The 23,913-nt window shown below is 67.7% G+C and carries 20 protein-coding genes; 5 read left to right on the plus strand and 15 right to left on the minus strand.

Annotated elements, in window-relative coordinates; translation table 11 throughout:
• Nucleotides 1–23: 23 nt before the first annotated feature.
• The 6 genes from CSW62_RS22475 to CSW62_RS22500 all read right to left on the minus strand — a co-directional run bounded on the left by CSW62_RS22475 (nt 24) and on the right by CSW62_RS22500 (nt 7,291).
• On the minus strand, nt 24–1,349 hold the full coding sequence (locus CSW62_RS22475) for an MFS transporter (RefSeq protein ID WP_099581715.1): 1,326 nt from the start codon (nt 1,347–1,349) through the stop codon (nt 24–26).
• An 85-nt stretch (nt 1,350–1,434) separates the two neighbouring features.
• On the minus strand, nt 1,435–3,675 hold the full coding sequence (locus CSW62_RS22480; RefSeq protein ID WP_099581716.1) for a TonB-dependent receptor: 2,241 nt from the start codon (nt 3,673–3,675) through the stop codon (nt 1,435–1,437).
• A gap of 323 nt (nt 3,676–3,998) precedes the next feature.
• On the minus strand, nt 3,999–4,685 hold the full coding sequence (locus tag CSW62_RS22485; protein ID WP_099581717.1) for a TetR/AcrR family transcriptional regulator: 687 nt from the start codon (nt 4,683–4,685) through the stop codon (nt 3,999–4,001).
• A gap of 92 nt (nt 4,686–4,777) precedes the next feature.
• A complete protein-coding gene (locus CSW62_RS22490) occupies nt 4,778–6,241 on the minus strand; it encodes a carotenoid oxygenase family protein (RefSeq protein WP_099581718.1) in 1,464 nt (487 codons plus the stop codon).
• Between the two features lie 11 nt (nt 6,242–6,252).
• On the minus strand, nt 6,253–6,699 hold the full coding sequence (locus tag CSW62_RS22495; RefSeq protein ID WP_099581719.1) for a DUF2141 domain-containing protein: 447 nt from the start codon (nt 6,697–6,699) through the stop codon (nt 6,253–6,255).
• 31 nt (nt 6,700–6,730) lie between these two features.
• Entirely contained in the window at nt 6,731–7,291 is a 561-nt protein-coding gene (locus CSW62_RS22500) for a DUF2306 domain-containing protein (RefSeq protein WP_099581720.1), read from the minus strand.
• A 149-nt stretch (nt 7,292–7,440) separates the two neighbouring features.
• Between CSW62_RS22500 and CSW62_RS22505 the strand changes: the two genes are divergently transcribed.
• Complete coding sequence (locus CSW62_RS22505; RefSeq protein WP_233206760.1) at nt 7,441–8,181, plus strand: LytTR family DNA-binding domain-containing protein; 741 nt, start codon at nt 7,441–7,443, stop codon at nt 8,179–8,181.
• 13 nt (nt 8,182–8,194) lie between these two features.
• Here CSW62_RS22505 and CSW62_RS22510 read toward each other — a convergent pair whose 3' ends face one another.
• The 4 genes from CSW62_RS22510 to CSW62_RS22525 all read right to left on the minus strand — a co-directional run bounded on the left by CSW62_RS22510 (nt 8,195) and on the right by CSW62_RS22525 (nt 16,578).
• A complete protein-coding gene (locus CSW62_RS22510) occupies nt 8,195–10,360 on the minus strand; it encodes a hypothetical protein (RefSeq protein ID WP_143324447.1) in 2,166 nt (721 codons plus the stop codon).
• A gap of 117 nt (nt 10,361–10,477) precedes the next feature.
• On the minus strand, nt 10,478–11,875 hold the full coding sequence (locus tag CSW62_RS22515; protein ID WP_099581723.1) for an efflux transporter outer membrane subunit: 1,398 nt from the start codon (nt 11,873–11,875) through the stop codon (nt 10,478–10,480).
• 167 nt (nt 11,876–12,042) lie between these two features.
• Nucleotides 12,043–15,222, minus strand: coding sequence for an efflux RND transporter permease subunit (locus tag CSW62_RS22520; protein WP_099581724.1), 3,180 nt, complete (start codon nt 15,220–15,222; stop codon nt 12,043–12,045).
• Between the two features lie 177 nt (nt 15,223–15,399).
• Nucleotides 15,400–16,578 carry an efflux RND transporter periplasmic adaptor subunit gene (locus tag CSW62_RS22525; protein ID WP_099581725.1) on the minus strand — a complete coding sequence of 393 codons (1,179 nt, stop codon included), beginning with the start codon at nt 16,576–16,578 and terminating at the stop codon, nt 15,400–15,402.
• Between the two features lie 426 nt (nt 16,579–17,004).
• Here CSW62_RS22525 and CSW62_RS22530 point away from each other — a divergent pair, with 426 nt between their 5' ends.
• On the plus strand, nt 17,005–17,646 hold the full coding sequence (locus tag CSW62_RS22530) for a TetR/AcrR family transcriptional regulator (RefSeq protein WP_099581726.1): 642 nt from the start codon (nt 17,005–17,007) through the stop codon (nt 17,644–17,646).
• On the opposite strand, the gene modB is transcribed toward CSW62_RS22530, so the two are convergent.
• Together modB and modA are read right to left on the minus strand one after the other, a co-directional pair.
• Nucleotides 17,643–18,323, minus strand: coding sequence for a molybdate ABC transporter permease subunit (gene modB / locus CSW62_RS22535; RefSeq protein WP_099581727.1), 681 nt, complete (start codon nt 18,321–18,323; stop codon nt 17,643–17,645). The genes CSW62_RS22530 and modB overlap by 4 nt on opposite strands.
• Before the next feature lie 2 nt (nt 18,324–18,325).
• Nucleotides 18,326–19,084 carry a molybdate ABC transporter substrate-binding protein gene (gene modA / locus CSW62_RS22540; RefSeq protein WP_099581728.1) on the minus strand — a complete coding sequence of 253 codons (759 nt, stop codon included), beginning with the start codon at nt 19,082–19,084 and terminating at the stop codon, nt 18,326–18,328.
• A gap of 69 nt (nt 19,085–19,153) precedes the next feature.
• On the opposite strand from modA, the gene CSW62_RS22545 reads away from it, so the two are divergent.
• Nucleotides 19,154–19,924 (plus strand): TOBE domain-containing protein, encoded by a 771-nt coding sequence (locus CSW62_RS22545; protein WP_099581729.1) that lies wholly within the window; start codon nt 19,154–19,156, stop codon nt 19,922–19,924.
• On the opposite strand, the gene CSW62_RS22550 is transcribed toward CSW62_RS22545, so the two are convergent.
• Nucleotides 19,921–20,469, minus strand: coding sequence for a GNAT family N-acetyltransferase (locus tag CSW62_RS22550; RefSeq protein ID WP_099581730.1), 549 nt, complete (start codon nt 20,467–20,469; stop codon nt 19,921–19,923). The genes CSW62_RS22545 and CSW62_RS22550 overlap by 4 nt on opposite strands.
• Nucleotides 20,470–20,494: 25 nt before the next feature.
• Entirely contained in the window at nt 20,495–21,187 is a 693-nt protein-coding gene (gene mtgA, locus CSW62_RS22555; protein WP_099581731.1) for a monofunctional biosynthetic peptidoglycan transglycosylase, read from the minus strand.
• 106 nt (nt 21,188–21,293) lie between these two features.
• On the opposite strand from mtgA, the gene CSW62_RS22560 reads away from it, so the two are divergent.
• Entirely contained in the window at nt 21,294–21,956 is a 663-nt protein-coding gene (locus tag CSW62_RS22560; RefSeq protein ID WP_099581732.1) for a nitroreductase, read from the plus strand.
• Nucleotides 21,957–21,981: 25 nt separating this feature from the next.
• On the opposite strand, the gene CSW62_RS22565 is transcribed toward CSW62_RS22560, so the two are convergent.
• Nucleotides 21,982–23,028, minus strand: coding sequence for a WD40 repeat domain-containing protein (locus tag CSW62_RS22565; RefSeq protein WP_099581733.1), 1,047 nt, complete (start codon nt 23,026–23,028; stop codon nt 21,982–21,984).
• Between the two features lie 263 nt (nt 23,029–23,291).
• Between CSW62_RS22565 and CSW62_RS22570 the strand changes: the two genes are divergently transcribed.
• Nucleotides 23,292–23,741, plus strand: coding sequence for a biopolymer transporter ExbD (locus tag CSW62_RS22570; protein WP_099581734.1), 450 nt, complete (start codon nt 23,292–23,294; stop codon nt 23,739–23,741).
• The last annotated feature ends 172 nt before the right edge of the window (nt 23,742–23,913 follow it).

Genomic DNA, 23,913 nt, shown 5'->3' on the forward strand with positions numbered 1-23,913 from the left:
CGCGCCCTACTCTACCCAATCCCCTACTCCACCCAGTCCTTGTCCAGTCGGCGCGAGGCCAGGAAGAACAGCAGGGCAGCCAGCAGGTAGAAGCCCATGCCGGTATAGATGGCCCAGCGCAGGGATTCCGCGCCGAAGGTCGGCTTCAGGAAGTCGGCCATGGCCCCGAAATAATAGACCCCGACGGCGATGCCCAACAGGTTGTTGATCAGCAGGAACAGGGCCGAGGCCGTGGTCCGCATGGGCGCGGGCGCCAGGTGCTGCACCGCCGCCGTGACGGGTCCCAGCCAGGCCAGGTTCAGGCCGGTGGGGACCAGGAAGATCACGAAGGCCAGGGCCAGCGAAGCGTGGCCGCCCAGGCCGCCGACCAGCGATCCGCTGTTCATGGCCAGCAGGAAGCAGGGGACCGAGATCAGGAAGGCCACGGCCGGGGTCAGCGGGTAGCCGGCCTTGGACTTGGCGCCCAGGCGGTCGGCCATCACGCCGCCCATCCAGATGCCGACCACCCCGCCCAGGAAGGCGATGCCCGAATAGTACCAGGCGGTCTGGGTCAGGGTCAGGCCCAGGCTGCGCATGAAGAACGACGGCAGCCAGGCGGCGACGCCATAGCCGCAGACAGACGACGAGGCCGCCCCCAGGGCTAGCAGCCAGAAGCTGGGCTTGGCCGCCAGCAGGCTCGCCACCTCGCGCACCGGGGCGGCCGGGGCCGGCGCGACCGGCGGCGCATTGGGCGCACGGTCGGCGCCGCCGCGCGGCGGGTCGCGGACGACGAAGCGGAAGATTGGGGCCAGCACCACGCCCATCGCGCCGACGACGATGAAGGCCGTGCGCCAGCCGTAGTGCACGGCCAGCAGACCGCCGACCAGGGTGCCGGCCGCCGTGCCCAGCGGGATGCCGAAGGCGTAGGCCGCCAGGGCCCGGGCGCGCTGGTGCTTGGGGAAATAGTCCGAGATCAGCGAATAGGCCGGGGCCACCCCGCCCGCCTCGCCGATGCCCACGCCCATGCGGGCCAGGAAGAGATGCGAAAAGCTGCCGACCACGCCGCACAGGGCGGTGAAACCGCTCCACAGGGTCAGGGCGGCGGTCATGATCCAGACGCGGCTGAAGCGGTCGGCCAGCCAGGCGATCGGGATGGCCAGGGTCGTGTAGAGCAAGGCGAAGGCCAGGCCGCCCATCAGGCCGAACTGGGCGTCGGTCAGGCCGAACTCGTCCTTGATCGGCTTGGCCAGGATGCCGAGGATCTGCCGGTCCAGAAAGTTGAAGGTGTAGGCGAGGATCAGCATCGCCAGGACCACGTAGCGATAGCCAGACCCTTCGGTCTTCGTCGCCGTCTGCTGCTGCTCGCTCATGCCCGCCCCCGTTTAAGCTACCGCCCACACAAAGAAAGGGCGGGACCCGTTGCAGCAGGTCCCGCCCTAGCTAAGTCGCCTAGATTTAGAACGCCACCTCGACCGAGCCGGCGAAGGTGCGCGGCGGGCCGTAGAAACCGATCACCGAGTTGTTGTAGGTCGGCGCTCCGAAGTTGTAGCCGCCCGTGCGGTACTTCTCCTTGGTCAGGTTCTTGCCGGTGAAGGCCAGCTTGTACTTGCCGCCCGGAGCGGTCCAGATCGCCGTCAGGTCGACCAGGGTGAAGGCTTTCTGGTCGAGGGCCGGCAGCGGCTGTTCGAACTGCTGGTACTTGTCGCGATAGCTGACCATCGGTGTGATGGCGATATCGCCGCCGGCCAGCTCGGTGCGCCAGGTCAGGCTGACATTGCCCGTCCACTTCGGGGTGTTCTGGAAGCCGTAGAGGTCGGCGACATTGACCACCTGGCCGGTGGCCAGCACGGTCGACGGGTTCAGCGGGTTAGGCGCGCCAGCCGGCACGAAGCGGCTGAAGGTGTCGTACTTGGCGTGGATATAGCCCAGCGCGACATTGCCCGACAGGTGCTGGCTGAACTTGGTCGTGGCCTCGAACTCGGCGCCGTACAGGGTCGAGGCGCCGGCGTTGTCGACCGAGCTGGCGATGCCCGAGGGCACCACGACCTGGGTCGTGACCTGCTGGTTGGTGTACTTCGACAGGAAGATCGCCGACGAGAACGAGACGCGGCGGTCGATCGCATAGCCTTTCAGGCCGGCCTCGTAGGTCTTCACGACTTCCGGCAGGTAGCCCTGGGTCGTCTGCGGGGTGATGAACGCGTCGCCGCGCATGTCCCAGCCGCCCGACTTGTAGCCCTTCGAGAACGAGGCGTAGGTGTTCAGGTCGTCGGACAGTTCGTACGAGACCGAGATGCGCGGCGTGAACTGTTCGAAGGTGCGGGCGGCGTCATAGTTGGTGCGCACCTGCAGGATCGGACGGTTCGTTCCGCCCTGATACGGCGACGGCGTGGCGCCGAGATAGAAGAAGCGGAACACGTTGGCGCGCTTGTGGTCGCGGGTGGCGCGGGCGCCCAGCGAGACCTTCAGGCGGTCGGTCAGGTTGGCGCTGAAGTCGAAGAACGCCGCGAAGCTCTGGGTGTTGACCTTGCCGCCGTCGGCGATCGAGACGCCCAGATTGCCGGCGATGGTGTCGAACTCGCCCGAAGCCTGGCTGTTCATGTAGTACAGACCGAAGACGCCCTGGACGTTCTCGTCCGAATAGACCGCCTGCAGTTCCTGCGAGAACGAGCGGTCATTGTAGGTGGCCGGCACGTCCAGCGTCGGCAGCGGGGTGCCGTCGAAGTCGATCAGGGTCTGGGTGTGGCCCTTGCGGTTGGCGGTGATCGACTTGAACGACAGGTTCTTGGTCGCGTCCCACTGGCCGGTCAGCGACAAGCCTTCGGTCTGGACGTGGTTCTTGTCGCCCAGGCCGGCTTGGGTGTCGTAGATGCCCAGGATCGGATAGGCGCCGACGGTCGGCAGGGTCTCGCGGTGGCCGTGACGCGGGTTCGAGTTGTCGACGACCTTGTCGTAGGCCAGGCGGAAGAACAGGTCTTCGGTCGGCTTGTACTCGGCGCTCAGGCGATAGGCCTCGACGTCCTTGTCGTACTGCTCGGCGCCGGTGGTCAGGTTCTTGCCGTAGCCGTCGCGCTTGTATCGGGCATAGGCGCCGCCGACCGACAGGCCGCCGGCGACCGGCGTCTGACCCGAGACCATCAGGTCGGTCTGGTTGTAGCTGCCGTAGGTCGCGCGGACCTTGGCGCCGGCTTCGTCGCCCAGGCGCCTGGTCACGTACTTGATGGCGCCGCCGATGGTGTTGCGGCCGTACAGCGTGCCCTGCGGGCCGCGCAGCACTTCGATGCGCTCGATGTCGAAGATGTCGAGCACCGCGCCCTGCGGACGATAGATGTAGACGTCGTCGACATAGAGGCCGACGCCAGGCTCATAGCCCCACAGCGGATCCTGCTGGCCGACGCCGCGGATGTAGCTGATCAGGGTCGAGTTCGAGCCCCGGGCGGTCTGCACCGTGATGTTCGGGGTGGTCTGCGAAAGCACGGTGATGTCCGTGCCGCCCGAGCGTTCCAGCTTCTCGGCCGAGAAGGCCGAGACGGCCACCGGCACGTCCTTCAGGTTTTCCTCGCGGCGACGGGCGGTAACGACCACCTCGTCGACCGAGACCTTGTCGCTCGCCGCCGGCGCCTCTTGCGCCGACGCGACGCCCGCGATCGTGCTCCACGCCGCGCCAGCCAACAGCGCAGCCTTCCACATCGAAGTCATGGGGTTCCCTCCCTTGCGTTCCGCCCGTCCGAGCCGGATCCGTCTTGTGCGGACGCGTGCTCGGGGTTCGCCATTTCATCGAACAGCGAATTGCCAGCACCATCACCCGAACCCGCGCCAAGCGCCAGAACTTTTTCATCAAGTGATGAAAAAGAGTGTGGGCGGATGATACCAAGACGGAAAGCGCCCCCTCCGTCACGCTGCGTATCCGCAGAGCGCCACCTCCCCCGCTTCGCAAGGGAGGAGGAAAGGCCTCTCCTCACCCGTGACACGGGGGAGGTGGATCGGCGCCGATAGGCGACGAGACGGAGGGGGCGCTCCGCCTAAGCCTTGGCGATCACGGCCTCGAAGCCGGCGGCGCAGTATGAGAACAGGCGGCGGCGGACCGCTTCAAGGTCGCTGGAATGGCACTCGCCTTCCGACAGCGAGTCGATCCGTCCGGTCTCGGACAGCGACAGCATCATCGACCCGGTCAGGAACTGATAGCACCAGTAGAGGTCGCGATACTCGGCCTGGGGGCGGACGATCTTCAGGGTCTCGACCAGTTGGTGGACCACCGGATCGAAGAACCGGGCCATGGTCTCGCCGCCCCAGGCGGGCGTGTTGTTCACCTGGGCGACCAGGGCGAAATAGCTCTTCCAGCCGGGACCGCCCTCCTGGGAGATGCGCAGCAGCGGATCGATGAAGGCCTCGATCACGCCCTCCACCGTCATGGTGGTGGCGTCATGCCCCGCGACATAGGCGTTCATCGACGCCTCGCGCGCCTGGTTGAGGATTTCGGCGCGCCGCACGAACACCGCGTCGAACAGCTCGCGCTTGGCCCCGAAATAGTAGTGGATCAGCGCCGTATCGACGCCGGCCTCGGCCGCCACCTGGCGCGTCGTCACCCCGTGGAAGCCGTGACGGGCGAACAGCCCCTCGGCGGCGTCGAGGATGGTCTCCTTGAGATCCAGCCCCTTGGCCTTGGATGGACGGCCCCGCCCGCTGACGCGGGTCTTGGTTGCGGTCATGGAAATGGAGGTCCGCCGTGGTTGCGCTCCGTCCTCGGATAGGCGCATCCCGGCGGACCTGGCAAGGGACCGTTGTTATCCAGGCCTGTTCTCTAGGCCTGGGCGAACACCCCGTGGAAGGTCACCGGCAGGGCCACGGGCGCCCGCCAGGAGACCACGGGCCCTTGCTTGACAAGGCGCGCGTCGAAGACGTGCAGCTCTGTGGCCTTGGCGTCGAGATTGACCGTCGTGCCGACCAGCCAGCCGTCCAGTTCCTCGGCCGAGCCGGGGCGCGGGACGAAGACCACCTCCTCGACCAGGTGACGCGGGCCGAAGTCGAACACCTGGTCGCGATCGTTCTTCCAGTCGCGGACGGCCACGCTCTGGAACAGCGGACGGTCGGGCCGCTCGTTGGTGACGTGTACGGAATAGCGACGGGCCAGGCCGGCGAAGCGGGCGTCGCCGCGCGGGAACTCGGCGCTCACCGCCTCCCTGGCGAGTTCGCCCTTGCCGTCGGCGCGCAGGGTGATCTGGGCCCGGCGCGGCGGGGCGGCGCGGACATGCTGGCCCTGCAGAAGCAGGCCGGCGTTGATCGCCGTGCCCGACGCATCGTCGTCGACGCAGGCGTCGAAGCGGATCGTCCCGTCGGCTTCCTCCCAGGCGTCGCCCAGGTGGAAGAAGAAGAACGGCGGCAGCTCGAACGTCCGGCGCTTGGACAGGTCGTCCTTGTCCAGCACCAGCACCTGGGTCCCCAGCTCGGGCTTCCAGGCCATCGAGGTCGAGAACGGCATGACCATCCGCTCCTGCATCCAGGGCTGCAGCACCAGGATCAGGTGGCGGTCGGTGGCGGTGAAGTCGTGCATGTAGCTGGCGCGCGGCAGCTTGATCATCTCGGCCTTCTGGAGGGCGCCGTCCGGGGCGAGCTTCCAGACCACCGCCTGGGCGCCGCCCAGACCGATGTTCCAGACCGTCCCGTCGGGCTGGACGCGCGGATGAGCCGAGAAGGGCATGCCCTTCAGGTCCGGCCGCAGGGTCTTGAAGCCCTTGGTAGCCAGGCTGGCGGGATCCAGGGCGGTCGGCGAGCCGCCCTCCCACAGCGCCCACAGCTCGCCGCCCGCCATCAGCACCGAGGTGTTGGCGGCGTTGGCGTCGTCCGGGCCGGTGATCACCGAGCCGGGACCGGCGGCGGTGCCGAAGCCCGGGGTGATCACCGCGTTGGCGGCGGTATCGTTGCGGCGCTTCACCGTGTCCACGAAGCGCGCGCTCATCCGCGCCTGACCGCCGGCGATCTGGAACTTGCGGACCATGCCGTCGCCGTCGAACCAGTGGCCGACCGAACGCCCCGGGCGGCGGAACTTGGCCGGGCCGTTGCGGAACAGGGTCCCGGCCAGCTCGGCCGGCGCCTTGCCGTGCAGCCGGGTCAGGCCGGTCGGCGCGATGTCGGCCTCGACATCGGCCAGGCCCAGGGTCCAGTCCCCCGCCTTGGCGTTGGCCGCGGCGGCCCAGACCGCTTCGGGGGTCAGCAGGGAAGCGCCGCCCATCAGGGCCGCGCCGCGCAGAATGTCGCGCCGGTTCATCGCTATGGTTCCTAGTGCAGGTGGACGACTTGGGTGTTGGCGCCAGCCTTCACCGTGAAGGTCGCGGCGTCGAAGCTGGGCGGGCCCATGTTCGGCAGGGCGTCGTTCGAGAAGCCGTAGGGCTCCACGGGCATGCCGAAGGGGTTCATGCCCATCTTGCCGTCGCCGTCGACGTCCTGGAACGCGCGGACGGCGTAGGTCCCCGGCGGCAGGGCGACGATCCTGGCGGCGGGTTCGGCGTCGGACGCCGCAGCCTGGGCGACGCGGGCCGGCTTGCCCGAACTCCAGCCCTGGGCGCTGTCATAGACGGCGATCATCACCTTGCCCGACTTGGAGGCCAGGGCGGGGAAGCTCAGGGTCAGATCGCCAAAGCCCGCCTGGGAAGGGGCGTCCTGGGCGTGGGCGGCCGGCGCGAGGATGGCGGCGGCGGCCAGGGCGAGGGTCAGGGTCTTGAACATGATGAGGTCCTTTCGATGAGATTTGAGAGGGTCAGCCCAGGAACACGGTCCAGAGCAGGCGACCCGGGATGAAGGCGAAGAGGCCGGCCAGCAGCAGGCCGCCGGTGAACATGCCGGTCATGGCCCGGCGGTGGGCGGCGACCCGGCCGCGCTTGACGGCGTAGACCGCGCCCGGCAAGCCGACGATGGTCCAGCCCGACAGCAGGTGGATGAAGCTGAAGGCGCCGTGGTTGATCTCGCGGATGAACAGCGAGCTGACCGCCGTCGATCCCATGGCCAGCACCCAGGTCCAGCCCAGCAGCTTGTGCAGGCCCGTACCCTTCACCCGCATCATCAGCGCGATGCCGATGGCCAGGGCGGTCAGGGCCGAGACCAGGTGCAGCCTGATGACGGCGGGCGCTTCGGCGATCCGCGACAGGTCCGGCGCGTGAGGGTGGAACGGTATGCGTGCGGCATAGCCCGCGAAGTCGGTGAACAGCTTGGGCGAGGCGACCGCGACGATCAGGACGGCGGCGCCGACGCCGAACGCGGCGTTGCGCAGGCTGGCCCAGCGTTCGGCGCCCTGCGAGATTGACTTGCCCTCCGAGGCCATCTTCGTTCACTCCGGTTTCGAGCGGAGCGGTGGGTCGCCTCGCCGTCGAAAACCTGAGTGGAGGGGCCGAGCCCGTGTCTCAATCGTCGTTGCGTCAGTCGCCGGCTCGGTTTCGTGAACGGCTGGCGGACGCCGTTCGCGCTTCGCGAATGGCGCTGACCACGAAGGAAGCCCTGCGCGGCTTCGCGGTGTCGGCGGTGGGCGGCGCCTTCCTGGCCCTGATCGGCGCTTTCGCGACGACCCAGATCCCGCTGCCCATACGCCTGGCCTATTGGGTGGGTCTGTGCCTGGCCGGGGCGGTCGTCGGCACCGGCGTCAGCCAGCTCATCGGTCGCGAAGGTCGGGCGGATGCACGGCCCTGGCTCTATGGCGCGCTGACCGTGGTCGGCGTCACCCTGCCCTTCACCGTCGTCGTCTGGCTGGTCAGCGAGCTGACCTTCTCCGGCCACCTGCGGCCGGGCGCCCTGGCGATCTACCTGGTCCCGGTGTTCATCGTCACCACGGCGATGACGGGGCTGAACTTCCTGGTCCAGCGGCGGCCGGTCGAGACCCACGCCGCGCCCGTCGGCGCCTCGGGTCCGCGGTTTCTGGAGCGCCTGCCGGCCAAGCTGCGCGGCGCCGAGCTGTTCGCCGTGGCGGCCGAGGACCACTATCTGCGCCTGCACACCTCGCGCGGGCAGGACCTGATCCTGATGCGCCTGTCCGACGCCGTGGCCGAACTGGAAGGCATCGAGGGCGCCCAGACCCACCGCTCGTGGTGGGTCGCCAAGGCGGCGGTCGAGGGCGCCCGGCGCGGCGACGGCCGGGCGACCCTGCAATTAAAGGGCGGCGTGGAGGCGCCCGTCAGCCGCGCCTATGCCAAGGCCCTGCGCGAAGCCGGCTGGTTCTGATCAGCCGCTTCTCCTAGCCGAAGTGGATGTCGACGCTGCCCGCGCCGGTTCCAACGCTTAGGCCGGTGACGCCTACCAGGCGGATCAGGCCGTCGCCGGTATTGACCCCGACGGTGGCGTCCTGGTGGTAGATGTAGGTGTCGCCGTTCCACTCGAAGACACCCGTGCCGTTGGCCGACACCTGGCTGGAAGCGTTGATCAGCGCCTGCTCCAGGGTGGTGGCGGAGCCGGCGCTGATGCCGGTGGTCACCGCTGGGATCACCGTCCCCAGGTCGACGTGGTCCACACCCTTCTCGAAGTCGGTGAGGGTGGCGAAGGTCGTCACCTTGTTGTTCGCGACGCTAAGGTTCGAGAAGCGCGGCGCCGAGACGCCGCTTTCGTACAGCTTGAAGACGTCCGAGCCCGCGCCCAAGGTGAAGGTCGACACGGAGGCCCCAAGCAGGTCGGCGGCCACGCTGTCATTGTAGGCCGACAGCACGACGGTGTTCGGGACGCCGCCCGAGCCGCCGATCCCCAGGACGTCGATCCCCGCCGAGCTGGAGGCGTCCAGGTTATGGGTTGTGAGGTTGTAGCCGCCCTCGCTGCCGATGAAGTTGGCGGTCAGGTGGCCGGTCCCGACAACGACGACCTTGCCGTTGGAGTAGGGCCCGTCGACGGTCTGCGAGTTGATGAGGGCCAGCGTGCTGTCGCTCTGGACGTGCACGACCAGCGCACCGTCATTGCCGGTGACCACCAGCTGGGTCGGCGTGGCGTTGCTGCTGGTGACGTTGTTCAGATAGGCGTTCACGACAGGGGCGCCAACCTGCACCGAGGACATGCCGGTGATCACTAGGTCGACGTGGTAGTTGACCTTCAGCGCGCCGCCGGTGACCCCGTCCATCTTCAGCGCCACGTTCTGAGCGAGGTTGTCGATCCGCGTCGAGATCGACGAGCGCAGGGTGATGTCCTGCAGGCCGGTATAGCCTGTGGCCACCAGCGGCATGACCGTGGTCGTGCCCAGGGTCGGCGAGGTGAAGGACAGCTTGAAGTCCTGCAGCACCAGGTGCTCGACATTGGTGATCTTGGTGGTGCCGAACGTGTCGGTGTCGGCGCCCATCACCAGGGTGTCGTCGCCCGCGCCGCCGTCGACGACCGCGCCGTTGATCATCTTGCCGACCGTGATCAGATCGTTGCCGGCGCCGCCGCTGATCTTGCCGTTCGGCGCGCCGCCCAGGACCTCGACCGCCGCATTCAACTGGCCGACGGAGATCGTATCGTTGCCGTCGCCCCCGTCGATATAGCCGCCTACCGCGCCAGAGAACGTCACCGCGTCGTGGCCGCCGCTGACGACGATCGAACCGCTATTGGTCGTTCCCGTGACCGTGTCGTTGTTGGTCGTCGAGCGCAGCGCGGCGTTGGTCGCGTCGGGCGAGACGCTCTGGGTGTCGGTCACCGCGATGGTCGCGCCGGCCGCATAGGTCGGCTGATCGCCATAGGTCGCGACGAGGTTGGTGTTGAAGGTCGCCTGACCGTCGTTGGCCAGGTCGGCGAGGAAGGCGTCATTGGCCTTGGCGTAGACGCCGATGTGCTCGTTGGCCGCCACGGCCAGCAGGAAGCCGACCATGGCGCCCTTGGTCCCCAGGCCATTCGCGCCGTCGCCGCCGTAGTAGGCGAAGTACTCCGCGCGGGTGAAGGTCCCGCCCAGGCCATTGGGCACCTGGTCGGTCAGGATGGTGTTGATCAGGCCCGCCGCCGGGGCGAAGCCGAAGATCTCGCCATAGGCCTTGGTCGCCGCGGCGGCCAGGTCCAGCGCGCCATAGGCGGCGTTGAAGGCGTCCTTGCCCGCGCCGTTCTTGCCCAGATTGACCGCGAAGTTGATGAAGCGGTTATCGGTCGAGAACGACTGGTAGTAGGCCGAGTTCAGGTTGTTGGCGTTCCCGCCGTTCGGCGAGATCAGATAGTCCAGGCCGACCGCCGTCGGCGTCGCCCCAGTGAAGAAGTTGTACGAGAGATTGGCCACCGTCGTGGACGCGATCACCAGCTTGCCGATCTCGATCCGCGCATCGGCCAGGCTCAAGGTCGCGGCGTCGACGCGCCCGGCCAGGGTCTGCAGGGTGGTCAGGTCGGCCGCCGGGATATTGGCGAACGGCAGACGCGAGACGTCGCTATAGGCGGATTTCAAAAATTGAAGCGTAGCCATAACTCAACCTCCGGCACATGTCGCCAGGATTGGTATTGAGTTTGCTGTACATATGCAAGCGGAGCCGTGAAAAATAGTTCGCCCCGGTCGCGAAACGGCCGGGGCGAACCTTTGGTGTCAGGCTTTCCAGCCGCCGCCCAGGGCCTTGTAGATGGCCACGACGTCGGTGTTGACGCCGGTCTCGGCGACGCTGAGGCTGTCCTCGGCGGCCAGCAAGGTGCGTTCGGCGTCCAGCAGCACCAGAAAGTCGATGCCGCCTTCCTTGTACTGGATCCGCGCCAGCTCGGCCGCCCGGCGCGAAGCGGCGGCCTGGTTGGTCAGGCTGACCAACTGGGACTGCTGCTGACGGTAGGAGACCAGGGCGTTCTCCAGGTCCTCCAGCGCCCGCAGCACCGTCTGGTCGTAATTGGCCAGGGCCGCGTCGTCGCGGGCCCGCGCGGCGCGCAGGCGGGCGTGGGCGCTGCCCAGGTCCAGGGCCGGCCAGCTGACGCTGGGGGCCACCGACCAGGCCTTGCTGGCGCCGTTGCCGAAGCCGGCCGAGGTCCCCGACAGGAAGCCGACGAAGCCGGTCACCGAGACGCGCGGGAACAGGTCGGCCGTGGCCACCCCGACCTGGGCGGTCTGCGCGGCCAGGCGACGCTCGGCCGCCTGCACGTCCGGGCGACGGCGCAGCAGGTCTCCCGCGTCGCCGATCGGCAGGGCGGTGATCAGCGGACGGACGTCGGCCTCCCGCGCGACGAGAAGCGCGTCCAGCGCGCCGGGGCGCTGACCCGTCAGGACCGCCAGGCGGTAGTTGGCGCGCTTCTCGGCCGTGATCAGGACCGGGATCGCCGCCTCGGTGGCGTTCAGGCGGGCCTGGGCGCTGGCGACGTCGATGGGACTGCCGGCCCCGGCGTCGAACCGCACCTTGGTCAGGCGCACGGTTTCGCGCTGGGTCTCGAGGTTGCGGTTGGCGACCTTCAGCCGGGCCTGGGCGCCGCGCAGCTCGAGGTAGTTGCGAGCCACCTCGGCGGCGACCGTGACCTGGGCGTCGCGCAGCTCGGCCTGGGCCGCGCCGGCGTCGGCGCTCGCCGCTTCCACGCCGCGACGGACGCGGCCGAAGAGGTCGATCTCCCAGCCGGCGTCGAAACCGGCCTGGTAGGTCGAGCTCTCGACGCGCCGGCCGTTCGAGCCGGGCTGCTGCTGGTCGCTCTTCACATAGGTCCCGTCGGCCGTGACGTGCGGCAGCAGGTCGAGCTTCTGTTCGTTGAACAGGGCCCGGGCCTCGGCGACGCGCGCGACGGCGATCTTCAGGTCGAGATTGGCCAAGAAGGCTTGGCCGACCAGCTGGTCCAGCACCGGGTCGCCGAACGCCTTCCACCAGTCCGCTTCCGGATTGGCGGCGGTGAACACGGCCGGATCCGCGTTCTGGAAGGCCGCCGGCGGGGTCGCCGGCGCCTTGTAGTTCGGCCCCACCGCGCAGGCGGCGGCGGTCAGGGAGACGCCGGCGATAAGGGCGAGCTTGAGAATGGTCATGGGAGACCTCGACGATCTCCCTTCCCCCTTTGATGGGGGAAGGGCGGGGATGGGGGTTAAAGAGGTTCCAGAGGTGGCGCGGCCGAGCTGAAGCCCGCCTGCGCTGTCATCCCCACCCCTGCCCCTCTCCCATCGAAGGGGGAGGGAGGTGGACGTGCGGGCGCGCATCAGTGGCTCTCCACCGGCGTGGCCGCGATCCGCGCCGCCTTCAGCGCGGCCCGGCGGGCCGTGTTGCGGCGGATGACGTAGTAGAAGATCGGGGTCAGGATCAGGCCGAAGACCGTGACGCCGAGCATGCCGGAGAACACCGCCACGCCCATCGCCTTGCGCATCTCCGAACCCGCGCCGTGGCTGACGACCAGCGGCCACACGCCCATGATGAAGGCGATCGAGGTCATCAGGATCGGCCGCAGGCGCAGGCGACAGGCTTCCAGCACCGCTTGCAGCGGCGTGTCGCCATGTTCCTCGCGCTCCTTGGCGAATTCGACGATCAGGATGGCGTTCTTACAGGCCAGCCCCACCAGCACGATCAACCCGATCTGGGTGAAGATGTTGTTGTCGCCATGGGTCAGCAGGACGCCGGCCAGGGCGGACAGCAGGGTCATCGGCACGATCAGGATGACGACCAGCGGCAGGCTCCAGCTTTCGTACTGGGCGACCAGCACCAGGAAGGCCAGCAGCACGCACAGCGGGAAGATGTAGACCGCCGAATTGCCGGCCAGGATCTGCTGGTAGGTCAGCTCGGTCCACTCGTAGCCCATGCCGTTGGGCAGTTCCTTCTTGGCCAGGTCCTCCAGCGCCTTCTGGGCCTGGCCCGAAGAGTAGCCGGGGGCCGGACCGCCATTGATCTCGGCCGTGAGCACGCCGTTATAGTGGCTCTCGCGATCGGGACCGGTGGCTTCCTTGAAGCTGACGAAGCTGCCCAGCGGGATCATCTGGCCAGAGCCATTTCGCGTCTGCAGGCGCAGCATCTGCTCGGGCTGCAGGCGGAAGCTCTGGTCGGCCTGGACATTGACCTCGTAGGTGCGGCCAAAGCGGTTGAAGTCGTTGACGTACAGCGAGCCCAGATAGACCTGCATGGTCTCGAAGAGGTCGGTCAGCGACACGCCCGAGGCGCGGGCCTTTTCGCGATCGATATTGGCCTCGATCTTCGGAACGCTGACCTGATAGGTCGAGAACACCCCGACCAGGGCCGGATCCTTGCGCGCCTTGTCGATCAGGTTCTGGGTCTGCTTGTTCAGCTCGTCAGGACCCAGGCCCGCCTTGTCGACGATCTGCATGCGGAAGCCGCCGATCGTGCCCAGACCCTGCACCGAAGGCGGCGGGAAGACCGCGATCTGGGCGTCGGGGATGGCGCCGAACTTGGCGTTCAGCTCGCCGACGATGGCGTTGGCCGACATCGTCTTGCCGGTGCGCTCCTTGAAGTCGGCCAGCGGGAAGAACACCGCGCCGGAGTTGGGGCTGTTGATGAAGCCGTTGGCCGACAGGCCGGGGAAGGCCACCGAGTGCTTGATGCCCGGCACCTTCATGGCGATGTCGCCCATCTGACGGATGACGGCTTCGGTGCGGTCCAGCGACGCGGCGTCGGGCAGCTGCACGACGGCGACAACATAGGCCTTGTCCTGCTGCGGCACGAAGCCGCCCGGGGTCTTGGCGAAGGCGCCGAACGTCAGCAGCAGCAGCACGCCGTAGATGATCAGGCCGGCGGTCGACCTGCCCAGGCTCTTGGCCACGCCGTTGACGTAGCCGTTGGAAGCCTTGGCGAAGAAGCGGTTGAACGGGTTGAACAACCAGCCCAGCGCCGCGTCGATCATCTTCTGGAAGCGGTCCTTCGGCGCGTCATGCGAACGCAAGAGCACCGCGGCCAGGGCCGGCGACAGGGTCAGGGAGTTGAAGGCCGAGATCACCGTCGAGATGGCGATGGTCAAGGCGAACTGACGGTAGAACTGGCCCGACAGGCCGGTGATGAAGGCGGTCGGGATGAACACCGCGCACAGCACCAGGGCCGTGGAGATGATGGGTCCCGTGACCTCGCTCATGGCCTTGCGGGTGGCCGCCGCCGGTTCGAGGCCGTTGGAGATGTTCCGCTCGACGTTCTCGACCACGACGATGGCGTCATCGACGACGATGCCGATGGCCAGGACCAGGCCGAACAGGGTCAGGGCGTTCAGGCCAAAGCCCAGCATCAGCAGCACCGCGAAGGTGCCGACCAGCGACACGGGCACGGCGATCAGCGGAATGACCGAGGCGCGCCAGCCCTGCAGGAACAGCACCACCACCAGGACCACCAGGATGATGGCCTCGATCAGGGTGTGGACCACCGAGTCGATGCTCTCCTGCACGAAGGCGGTCGTGTCGTAGATGATCTCGTAGTCGACGCCTTCGGGGAAATCCTTCTTCAGCTCCTTCATCGTCTTCTTGATGTCGGCGGCCATTTGCAGGGCGTTCGAACCGGGACGCTGGAAGATCGGCATGGCCACGGCCGACTTGTTGTCGAGCAACGAGCGCAGGGCGTAGTTGTTGGCGCCCAGCTCCACGCGGGCCACTTCGCCCAGGCGGGTGATCTCGCCGTTCTCGCCCGAGCGGATGATCACGTCGCGGAACTGCTCCTCGTCGGTCAGGCGGCCAGGGGCGTTGATCGACAGCTGGAAGTCCGCACCCGTGTTGGTGGGCGGCGCGCCCAGCTGGCCGGCGGCGACCTGGACGTTCTGCTCGCGCAGCGCTTTCACCACATCGCCGGCGGTCATGTTCAGCGAGGCCAGCTTTTCCGGGTCCAGCCACACGCGCATCGAGTATGAGCCAGCGCCGAAGATCTGCACGTCGCCCACGCCATCGACGCGCTTGAGACGGTCGCGGACGTTCAGCTGCGCGTAGTTGCTCAGATAGAGCATGTCGTAGCGGTTGTTGGGCGAGATCATGTGCACGACCAGCGTCAGGTCGGGCGAGGCCTTGTCGGTGGTCACGCCGATGCGCTGCACCTCCTGGGGCAGCTTCGGCAGGGCCTGGGCGACACGGTTCTGCACCTGCACCTGGGCCTTATCGAGATCGGTCCCGAGGGCGAAGGTGACGGTCAGGATCATCGCGCCGTCGGAGGCCGACTGCGACGACTGGTAGATCATGCCCTCGACGCCGTTGATCGCCTGCTCCAGCGGAGCGGCGACGGTCTGGCCGATAACGGAGGGGTTGGCGCCCGGATAGGCCGCCCGCACGACCACGGTCGGCGGCACCACTTCGGGATATTCGCTGATCGGCAGCTTGGGCAGGGCCACCAAGCCGGCGATGAAGATGATGATGGAGAGCACGGCCGCGAAACGCGGTCGGCTCACGAAGAATTTCGAGAAGTTCATGGCGGTCGTTCCGGGGAGGAGACGTGTTTCGAAACCCCTCCCGTCGGCGGATGGGGGAGGGGCAGGGGTGGGGGTGGGGGTGGTCGCTGAGGGGGATGGCGAACGCGGCGCTAAGCTTTTGACGCCGAAGTCACCCCCATCCCCGCCCTTCCCCCATCAAGGGGGAAGGGAGATTGGTTAGTTCTGGCCGGCGGAGCGCCCGACGGCGATCTGGCGGCCGCCGACTTCCAGCTGGGAAAGGTCGGCGAGGTCGGTCTTGACCTTGACCGGGGCGACGGTGTCACCCGGCTTGACCTTCTGCAGGCCGCCGACGACCACCCGGTCGCCAGGCTTCAGGCCCGAGCGGATGATGCGCAGGTTGCCGGCCAGCGGACCCACCTCGACCGGGCGGTACTCGGCCTTGTTGTTGCCGTTCACCACCACGACGAAGCGCTTGCCCAGGTCGGTCGCGACGGCGCGATCGGGGGCCAGGGCCACGACCTGGCTCTCGGCGCTGACCAGGCGGATCCGCGCGAACAGGCCCGGCGTGAAGCGGCCGTCGGCATTGGCGAAGATCGCCCGGCCGTTGATGGTGCCGCTCTTGGCGTCCAGGGCGTTGTCGATGAACGACAGCTTGCCCTCGTGCGGATAACCGTCCTCGGTGATCAGGCCCATATAGACCGGGCTGCCCTTGCCGCGTTCGGCCGAGGCGTACTTGAGGAAGGTCTGCTCGTCGGCGTTGAACTCGGCGTAGATCGGGGTGTCGGACACCACGGTCGTGAGCAGGGAGGCCTGGGTGACCAGGTTGCCGCGCGTGATGATGGTCTTGGAGATCCGGCCGTCGATCGGCGAGGTCACCTTGGTCCATTCCAGGTTCAGGCGGGCGGTCTGGTAAGCCGCCTGGGCCGCGGCGACATTGGCCTGGGCCGCGCGCTCTTCCGAGGCGAGGCGGTCGAACTCGCTCTGGGCCAGGGCGTTCTGATCGATCAGGCGACGACCGCGTTCGCGGTTGATGCTGGCCAGGTCCAGCTGGGCCTTGGCGCGCGACACCTCGGCGGCGGCGCGGTCGGCCTCGGCCTTGTAGGGGCGCGGGTCGATCTGGAAGAGCACCTGGCCCTTACGGACGCGCGCGCCCTCGGCGAACTGCGCGCCGTCGATATAGCCGGAGACGCGCGGACGGATCTCGACGGTGTCGATCGGTTCGAGTCGGCCGGTGAAGTCGTCCCACTGGCGGAGCGACTTGAAGGCGACGTCGGCGACGGTGACCTGCACGGGCGGCGGGGCGGCGGCTTCCTGCTTGGCCTGGGCCGAGCAAGCGGCCAGCACGGCCACGGCGGCCAGGCCGGCGAAGGACGTGATGACGGGTTGGATACGCATGGGGGAGGACCCTGTCGGGAGATGAAGCGGGGAGGCGGAAGGGGAGGTTCTTGTTGTCATTCCCAGACTCTCGTCACTCGAAGACGGGCCGCCGTGCGGCGCGTCGGGTGCTTGAGGACCAGGTGTCACCTAAGGCGCGGACGGTGGATTGACCCATCCAGCGCCGATTGGGACCGGCCTGAGATTTAAAAAAGCCGAGCAAACCCTTTGCTGGCTCGGCTTGGGGCGCGGCGTCGTAAACGTTTGTTTGCGGTGGCATTGGCGCGCGCTCCTTTTTGGGGTTTAAGAAACTGAAATGTCGCAGGGGCTGTTACTTGACCCGGGCGACCGGAAGGACGATTTAGGATGTGACGAGACCGTTCGGTATCATCGACAAGCCGAGAGATACTGACCGGTAACTCGCACGTCAAGGAGAGCACTGCCAAAATGGCGACGAGAAATTCTGGGGACGTTGTCGGGGGCGACACGGAAACCGCTGTGGGGGCAACCCCAAGCGTGGCCGTATCCAAGCGTCCCGCGCGGGACCGGATCTTCGAGACCGCCCGCGAGCTGTTCTATCAGCACGGCATCCGCGCGGTCGGCGTCGAGACGATCGCGTCCGAGGCCGACGCGACCAAGATGACGCTGTATCGCAACTTCCCGTCCAAGGACGAGCTGGTCGCCGAGGTGCTGCGCGAGCAGGAGCGCGACTACTGGGCCTGGTGGGAAGAGGTGACGTCGTGCTGTTGCACCGAGCCGCGCGCCCAGCTGGAGGCGATCTTCGACGCCTTCGAAACCAAGGCCTGCAACGCCGACATCCACGGCTGCCCGCTGTCGAACGCCGCCATCGAGCTGCACGAGGAGAACCACCCGGCCCAGGTGGTCTCGGTCAACTACAAGAAAGAGCTGCACCGCCGCCTCAGCGACCTCACCCGGCGCGCCGGCGCCAAGGACGACGACCTGGCCGACTCCCTGATGCTGCTTATGGAAGGCGCCTACATCTCCCGCGTCACCCTGGGCGTGTCGGGTCCGGTGCGGGCGGTGGCGCGATCAGCGCGGACGCTGATCAAGGTGCATCTGGACGCCTAAAGCGTCCGCCCCTTGGGATCGAGGACTTTTGAACGGGCCTCGATCCCCAACAGGGTCAGCAGGACGATGAAGGCGAAGGCCAGCAGCATCAGCGATAGCTGGTGCGCTCTGCCCCACTCCATGCCCTCGACCAGGCGATAGATCTCGGTCGACAGCACGCTGGTCTCGCCCGGGATATTGCCGCCCAGCATCATCACCACCCCGAACTCTCCCACAGTATGGGCGAAGACGAGGATGGCGGCGGCGACATAGCCCGGGATCGACAGTGGCAGGGCCACCCGCCAGAAGCGCTGCCAGGGCGAGGCGCCCAGGGTGGCGGCGGCCTCCATCGGCTCGTCGCCAATCGCCAGAAACGCGTTGCGCAGCGGCTGCACCGCGAACGGCAGCGAATAGATCAGCGAGCCGATCACCAGCCCCTCGAAGGTGAAGGCCAGGGTGCGGATCCCGAACGGCTGCAACAGCGCCATCAGCGGACTCTTCGGCCCCAGCGCGATCAAAAGATAGAAGCCCAGTACGGTGGGCGGCAGCACGATCGGCAAGGCCACCAGCGCCGTCACCGGCGTACGTAACGCCGAGCGCCCGCGCGCCAGCCACCACGACAGCGGCGTGGCCAGGATCAGCAGCAGGACGGTGGTCAGCCCCGCCAGCTTGCCCGTCAGCCACAGGACCTCCGCCATGCTCAGCGGACCTCGTAGCCGTAGCGCTTGATGATCGCCTTGGCCTCGCCGCTCTTCAGGAACTTGAGGAAGGCCTTGGCCGCCTCGCTGTTCGCGCCGGTCTTCAGCAGCACGGCCTGCTGGTCGATCGGCGTGTGGTCGCCCGCCGGCACGACCCAGCGCGAGCCGCCCGGCTCTGTGATCACCTGCGACAGGGCCACGAAACCCAGCTCGGCCGCGCCCGTCTGGACGTACTGGAAGGCCTGAGTGATCGACGCCCCCTGCACGATCCTGGGCTTAAGGGCGTCGTAGAGCTTCAGCCTGGTCAGGGTCTCGACAGCCGCTTGGCCGTAGGGCGCGGCCTTGGGATCGGCGATCGACAGCTTCTCGAACTTGCCCCTGGAGAGCACAGCCCCCTTCCCGTCCACGAGGCCGGGGGTCTTGCTGAACAGCACCAGGCGGCCGGTGGCGTAGGTGAAGCGCGAGCCCGGAACCGCCAACCCCTCGGCCTCGGCCTTTTGCGGCCGCTCGGCGTCGGCCGACAGGAACACCTCGTACGGCGCGCCATTGGCGATCTGGGTATAGAACTGGCCCGAGGAGCCGAAGCTCAAGGTCGCCTCATGGCCGGTCCTGGCCTTGAACCTGGCGGCGATCTCTCGGGCGGCCTCAGTGAAGTTGGCCGCCACGGCCACCTTGGTCTCACCCGCCAGGGCGGCGCCGCCCAGGACCAGCGAAAGCGCCCCCGAAAGGGCGGCGATCAGCATCGGACGACGGGCGATCATCTGGTATTCCTGGGGCGGCGCTAGGGTTATGCAGATCAACTACATAACGATGAAATCGAGAACAGGCCAGTGAGCGACGACACCGCCTTCACCGCCTCCCTGATCCTCAAGCGCGGCGGCCTGGCCCGCGTGGGGCTGGAGCGCATCGCCCTTCTCGAAGCCGTCGCGCGGCTGGGCTCGATCAGCGCCGCAGCCAAGCAGGTCGGGCTCTCGTACAAGGGCGCCTGGGACGGGGTGCAGGCGCTGAACAACCTGTTCGACTCGCCTCTGGTCAGCGCCGCGCCGGGCGGCCGCAGCGGCGGCGCGGCCGAGGTCACGGCGCGCGGCCAGGCGGTGATCCGCGCCTTCCGCGCCGCCGAGCGCGAGGTCGGCGCGGCCTTGACGCGGCTGGAGGCCGACCTGTCGGGCGACGCGGAAATGCTCTGGAGCCTTGGCCTTCGCACCAGCGCCCGCAACGCCCTGCGTGGGGTGGTCTCCGAGATCCAGGGCGACGGCGTCACGGCGACGGTAATCCTGGCGTTGGGCGGCGACCTCTCCCTTCGCGCCTCGATCACCCAACGCAGCGTCGAGGACCTGGGCCTCGCGCCGGGTCGGGCGGCGATCGCCCTGATCAAGTCCAGCTTCGTGCGGATCGCGGAAGGCGACGGCGAAAATCGGCTCTCCGGCGAGATCGTCGATCGCGACGACACCGAAACCTCGGCGGAAATCATGATCGATCTGTCGGCGGGAAAGTCCCTCACCGCCACCTTGCGGCCAAGCGACGCCGCCTGGTCAACGCCCGTCGGCGCGAAGGTCGAGGCGCGGATAGCGGCGTCCGATGTGATCCTGGCCGTCGACTAGAGGGCCCGCCGCGCGCGCCACTCTGCCGCCGTCTGTCCCCAGGCCTCCACCTTCGAGGTCTCGTAGGGCGCGGGCAGGTTGCTCGGACCACGGTTGATCGAACCCAGTCGCTCGGCCACCTTCTGGGACGGGGTGTTCGCCGGGTCGATCAGGTGAATGATGTCGGTCCAGCCCAGGGACTCGAAGGCCCAGTCCATCGACGCCTCGGCGGCCTCGATCGCGTAGCCCTTGCCCCAGGCCGACGGATGGAGTCCCCAGCCGACTTCGGTTCCCGGCCAGCCTTCAGGAACCCACGGGCCAATGCGGCCGACCCAGGCGCCCGTCGCCTTCTCGACCACCGAGAACATGCCAAAGCCGTTCAGCGCCCAGGAGCCCGCCACGGACGCCAGGCCCCGCCACGCCTCGGAACGCGCCTGCACGCCGCCGATGAAACGCGCGGCGACCGGGTCGGCCATCATCTCCGCCCATCCATCGAGATCCGTATCGGCGGTGGGCCGCAGGATCAGACGCTGCGTCTCTAATGTCGGCCCCGGTGCGATTCCCATGGCGTTCTCCCCGTCCTTGTCTGTTCTAGTCGATCACGCACCCCGCCAGGCCGTCGCGGCGCACCGCGCCCGAGGCCTTGCCGATCTTCTGGGTCCGCTTGGCCACGTACTTGCCCGGCTTGATCACCCGCCACTTCAACGGGCTGGGCAGGATGGCCGCCAAGCGCGAGGCCTGGGCCTGGGTCAGCTTGTCGGCGTCGACGCCGAAATAGCGCTGCGAGGCGGCCTGGGCGCCGTAGATGCCCGAGCCGAACTCGATGGAGTTCAGATAGACCTCCATGATCCGCTCCTTGCCCCACAGCAGCTCGATCAGCACCGTGAACCAGGCCTCCAGGCCCTTGCGGACGTAGGAGCGCCCCGGCCACAGGAAGACGTTCTTGGCCGTCTGCTGGCTGATGGTCGAGCCGCCGCGGATCTTCTTGCCGGCCTCGTTATTGGCATAGGCCTTCTGCAGGGCGTTGAAGTCGAAGCCGTGGTGCTCGCAGAACCGGGCGTCCTCGGCAGCGATCAGCGCGCGCGGCAGCGCCGGCGCGACCTTGTCGATCGGCCTCCAGCGATGATCCAGCCCCCGCCCCTCGACGGCGCGGATGACCATCAGCGGCGTCACCGGCGGCGGGATGAAGCGATAGAGAATCACCGTCACCACCGGCCCGGCCACCAGCACGATGAACAGAGCCAGCGCGATATTCCGCAACAGCCGCCGCACGAAATCCCCCAAGAAGCGTCACTGAGAAGTCTACTTGTCTTGACCTTGCGGACGGATGCTAACCAGACGCATCGCCGCTGTCGCGCGGCATAGATACACCGGTTTAAGGGAGCCTTCGATGGACGTGATCGACGCCGTCAACCGCCGCATGTCGGTGCGCGCCTTCAAGCCTGATCCGGTCGAGGGCGCCGTGGTCCGCGAGCTGCTGGAAGCCGCCGCCCGCGCGCCGTCCGGCGGCAACCTCCAGCCCTGGCGCGTCCAGGCGGTGGCCGGCGAGCCGCTGGAAAAGCTGAAGACGACCATGCTGGCCCGCGTGGCCGCGCCCGACCCCACCGAGTACGACGTCTATCCGGCCAATCTGTGGGAGCCGCTGCGGACGCGACGCTTCCAGGTCGGCGAGGACATGTATGGCGCGCTGGGCATCCCGCGCGAGGACAAGCTGCAGCGCCTGCAGTGGTTCTCGACCAACGGGCAGGGCTTCGGGGCGCCGGTGCAGCTGTTCTTCTCGATCGACCGCCGCTGCGGCCCGCCGCAGTGGAGCGACGTCGGCATGCTGATGCAGACCTTCATGCTGCTGGCGGTCGAGCGGGGCCTGGACACCTGCCCGCAGGAGTTCTGGTCGCACTACAACAAGATCGTCGACGACCACGTTGGCCTGCCCGAGGGCTGCATGCTGTTCTCGGGCATGGCCCTGGGCTATCGCGACGAAGCCGCGCCGGTGAACAACTTCCGCTCGCGACGCGCCCCATTCGAGGAGTGGGGCGAGCTGAAGGGGTTCTAGGCCCGCGAACTCTACCCCGCGAACTTTACCCCCCGAACTGGCGCGGCCCGCTCAGGTCCGGGATCTCCAGAACGCCCGCCTCGCCGCTCTCGTCGCCCCAGGCGAAGAAGCGGCCGTCGGCGCTGGTCGAGAGGGCGCTGATCGGCGCGCCCTTCTCGGCCTTCAGGGTTTCGATGCGGCCGTTGCGCATGTGGGCGGCCCAGATCTTTCCGTTGTCCTGGGCGGCCAGGCAGACCGGCTGGGCGTCAATGCCCGCCACCCGCACGACCATCGAATCACGGGAGAAGCCGATCTCGGCGGCTTCCTTGCCCATGGGGCCGCTGGCGCCGGCGAACGGCCAGATGACCGCGCCCGAGGCGCCGGCCGTGGCCAGCAGGTTACCCTTGTCGAAGAAGGCCACGCTCTTGATCTTGGACGGATAGCCGCCCATGCGCATGTCCTTGCTGTCCGACAGCCGCCAGCCGTGCAGCTGGTTCTCCTGCATCGACGAGATCAGGAACTTGCCGTCCGGGCTGAATTCCACGGCGATGTGGCTGCCGGCCCACTTGAGGATGGTCGGCTTCTGGTCGGCGATGCGGGCGTACCACAGCTGGGCCCCGCCATAGGTGGCGCTGGCCAGACGGCGGCCCTTGGGCTCGAAGGCCAGGCCCGACACCGTCTTCTCGTGCGTGAAAGTCCGGGCGAAGGCCGGGTCGGCGGCGTCGCGGACGTGGACCTCCTTGCCGGCCGTGAAGGCGATCAGGCCCGAGGCGGCGCTGGTCGCCACGTGCTCGATCCACCGGTTCTTCACCTCGGCGATCAGGGTGGCGATGACCTCCCCCGTTCCCTTTGGACCGCCCTCGATTCGGCTCCAGACCACCTTGCCGTCGTCGCCGCCGGTGACGATGCCGACGCCGCTGGGGTGGACGGCCGCGGCCAGGACGGCGCCGCCCATCGCGCCGCCATGGGCCTCGACCGTGACGAATCCCTCCTCGGTCTGGAGGCGGACGGTTCCGTCGCCCAGGGCGAACATGGCGCGGCCCGAGCGGTCGAACAGGGCTTCGGTGACGAAGGCGTCAAAAGAAAAGATCATGCGCGCCAGATAAGGCGCCGGCCCCGCGACGACCAGACTCTTTCAGAAAGCCCGCCGCCGAGGCGCAATTCGCGCCTCAGGCGAAGCCGAGGGCCGCAAGCTGCACGTTCGAACGGCGTTCGGTCAAAAAGAGTCGAAAAGGGGGTTGCCATTGCGATGCGTCGTCGGGCTTTACTTCCGCGCCCGTCTACGCCAGACGTGGCGAGGTAACGACATTTCAGGCGCGCCTGTGTTGGCGCGGCCTTCTGGGAGACAGTCAGGCTATGGCGGCTAAACTTGCTGGCGGCGGCGGTGGCCGTTATTCGCTGGGCCAGAATTCCGAAATCAACGTCACGCCCTTCGTGGACATCCTTCTGGTTCTGCTGATCATCTTCATGGTCGCCGTGCCGATGGCCGTGACGTCCATCAAGATCGACCTGCCCCCGGCGGTTCCGCCGCCCCCGAACGCGCCGAAGCCGAAGGAACCGGTCTTCATCTCGATCCAGAAGTCGGGCGCGATCTTCATCGCCGAGAAGCAAACCAGCCTCGACGGCCTGGAAGCCGATCTGAACGCCAAGTTCGCCGCCAACGGCCAAGCTGGCCCGAAGGACGACCAACGCGTGATGATCCGCGCCGACGCCGACGTGCTGTACGCCGACTTCATGGGCGTGCTGAACCAACTCCAGACCTCGGGCTGGTTCAAGGTCGGCCTGATCAACGAAGACCTGCACTAGGCTCTTCGGCGACAGCCAAGAACACGAAAGCCCCGGAGCGCGAGCTCCGGGGCTTTTTGTTTGGCTCAGAGATTCCTTCTCCCCTTGCGGGAGAAGGTGGCCCGAAGGGCCGGATGAGGGGTCGCGCAGACAGAAACGCCGCGACGGCGGTGAAGCCTGTCGCGGCGGTTTC

Origin of the sequence: Caulobacter sp. FWC2 (assembly GCF_002742625.1) — a bacterium.
Lineage (GTDB): Bacteria > Pseudomonadota > Alphaproteobacteria > Caulobacterales > Caulobacteraceae > Caulobacter.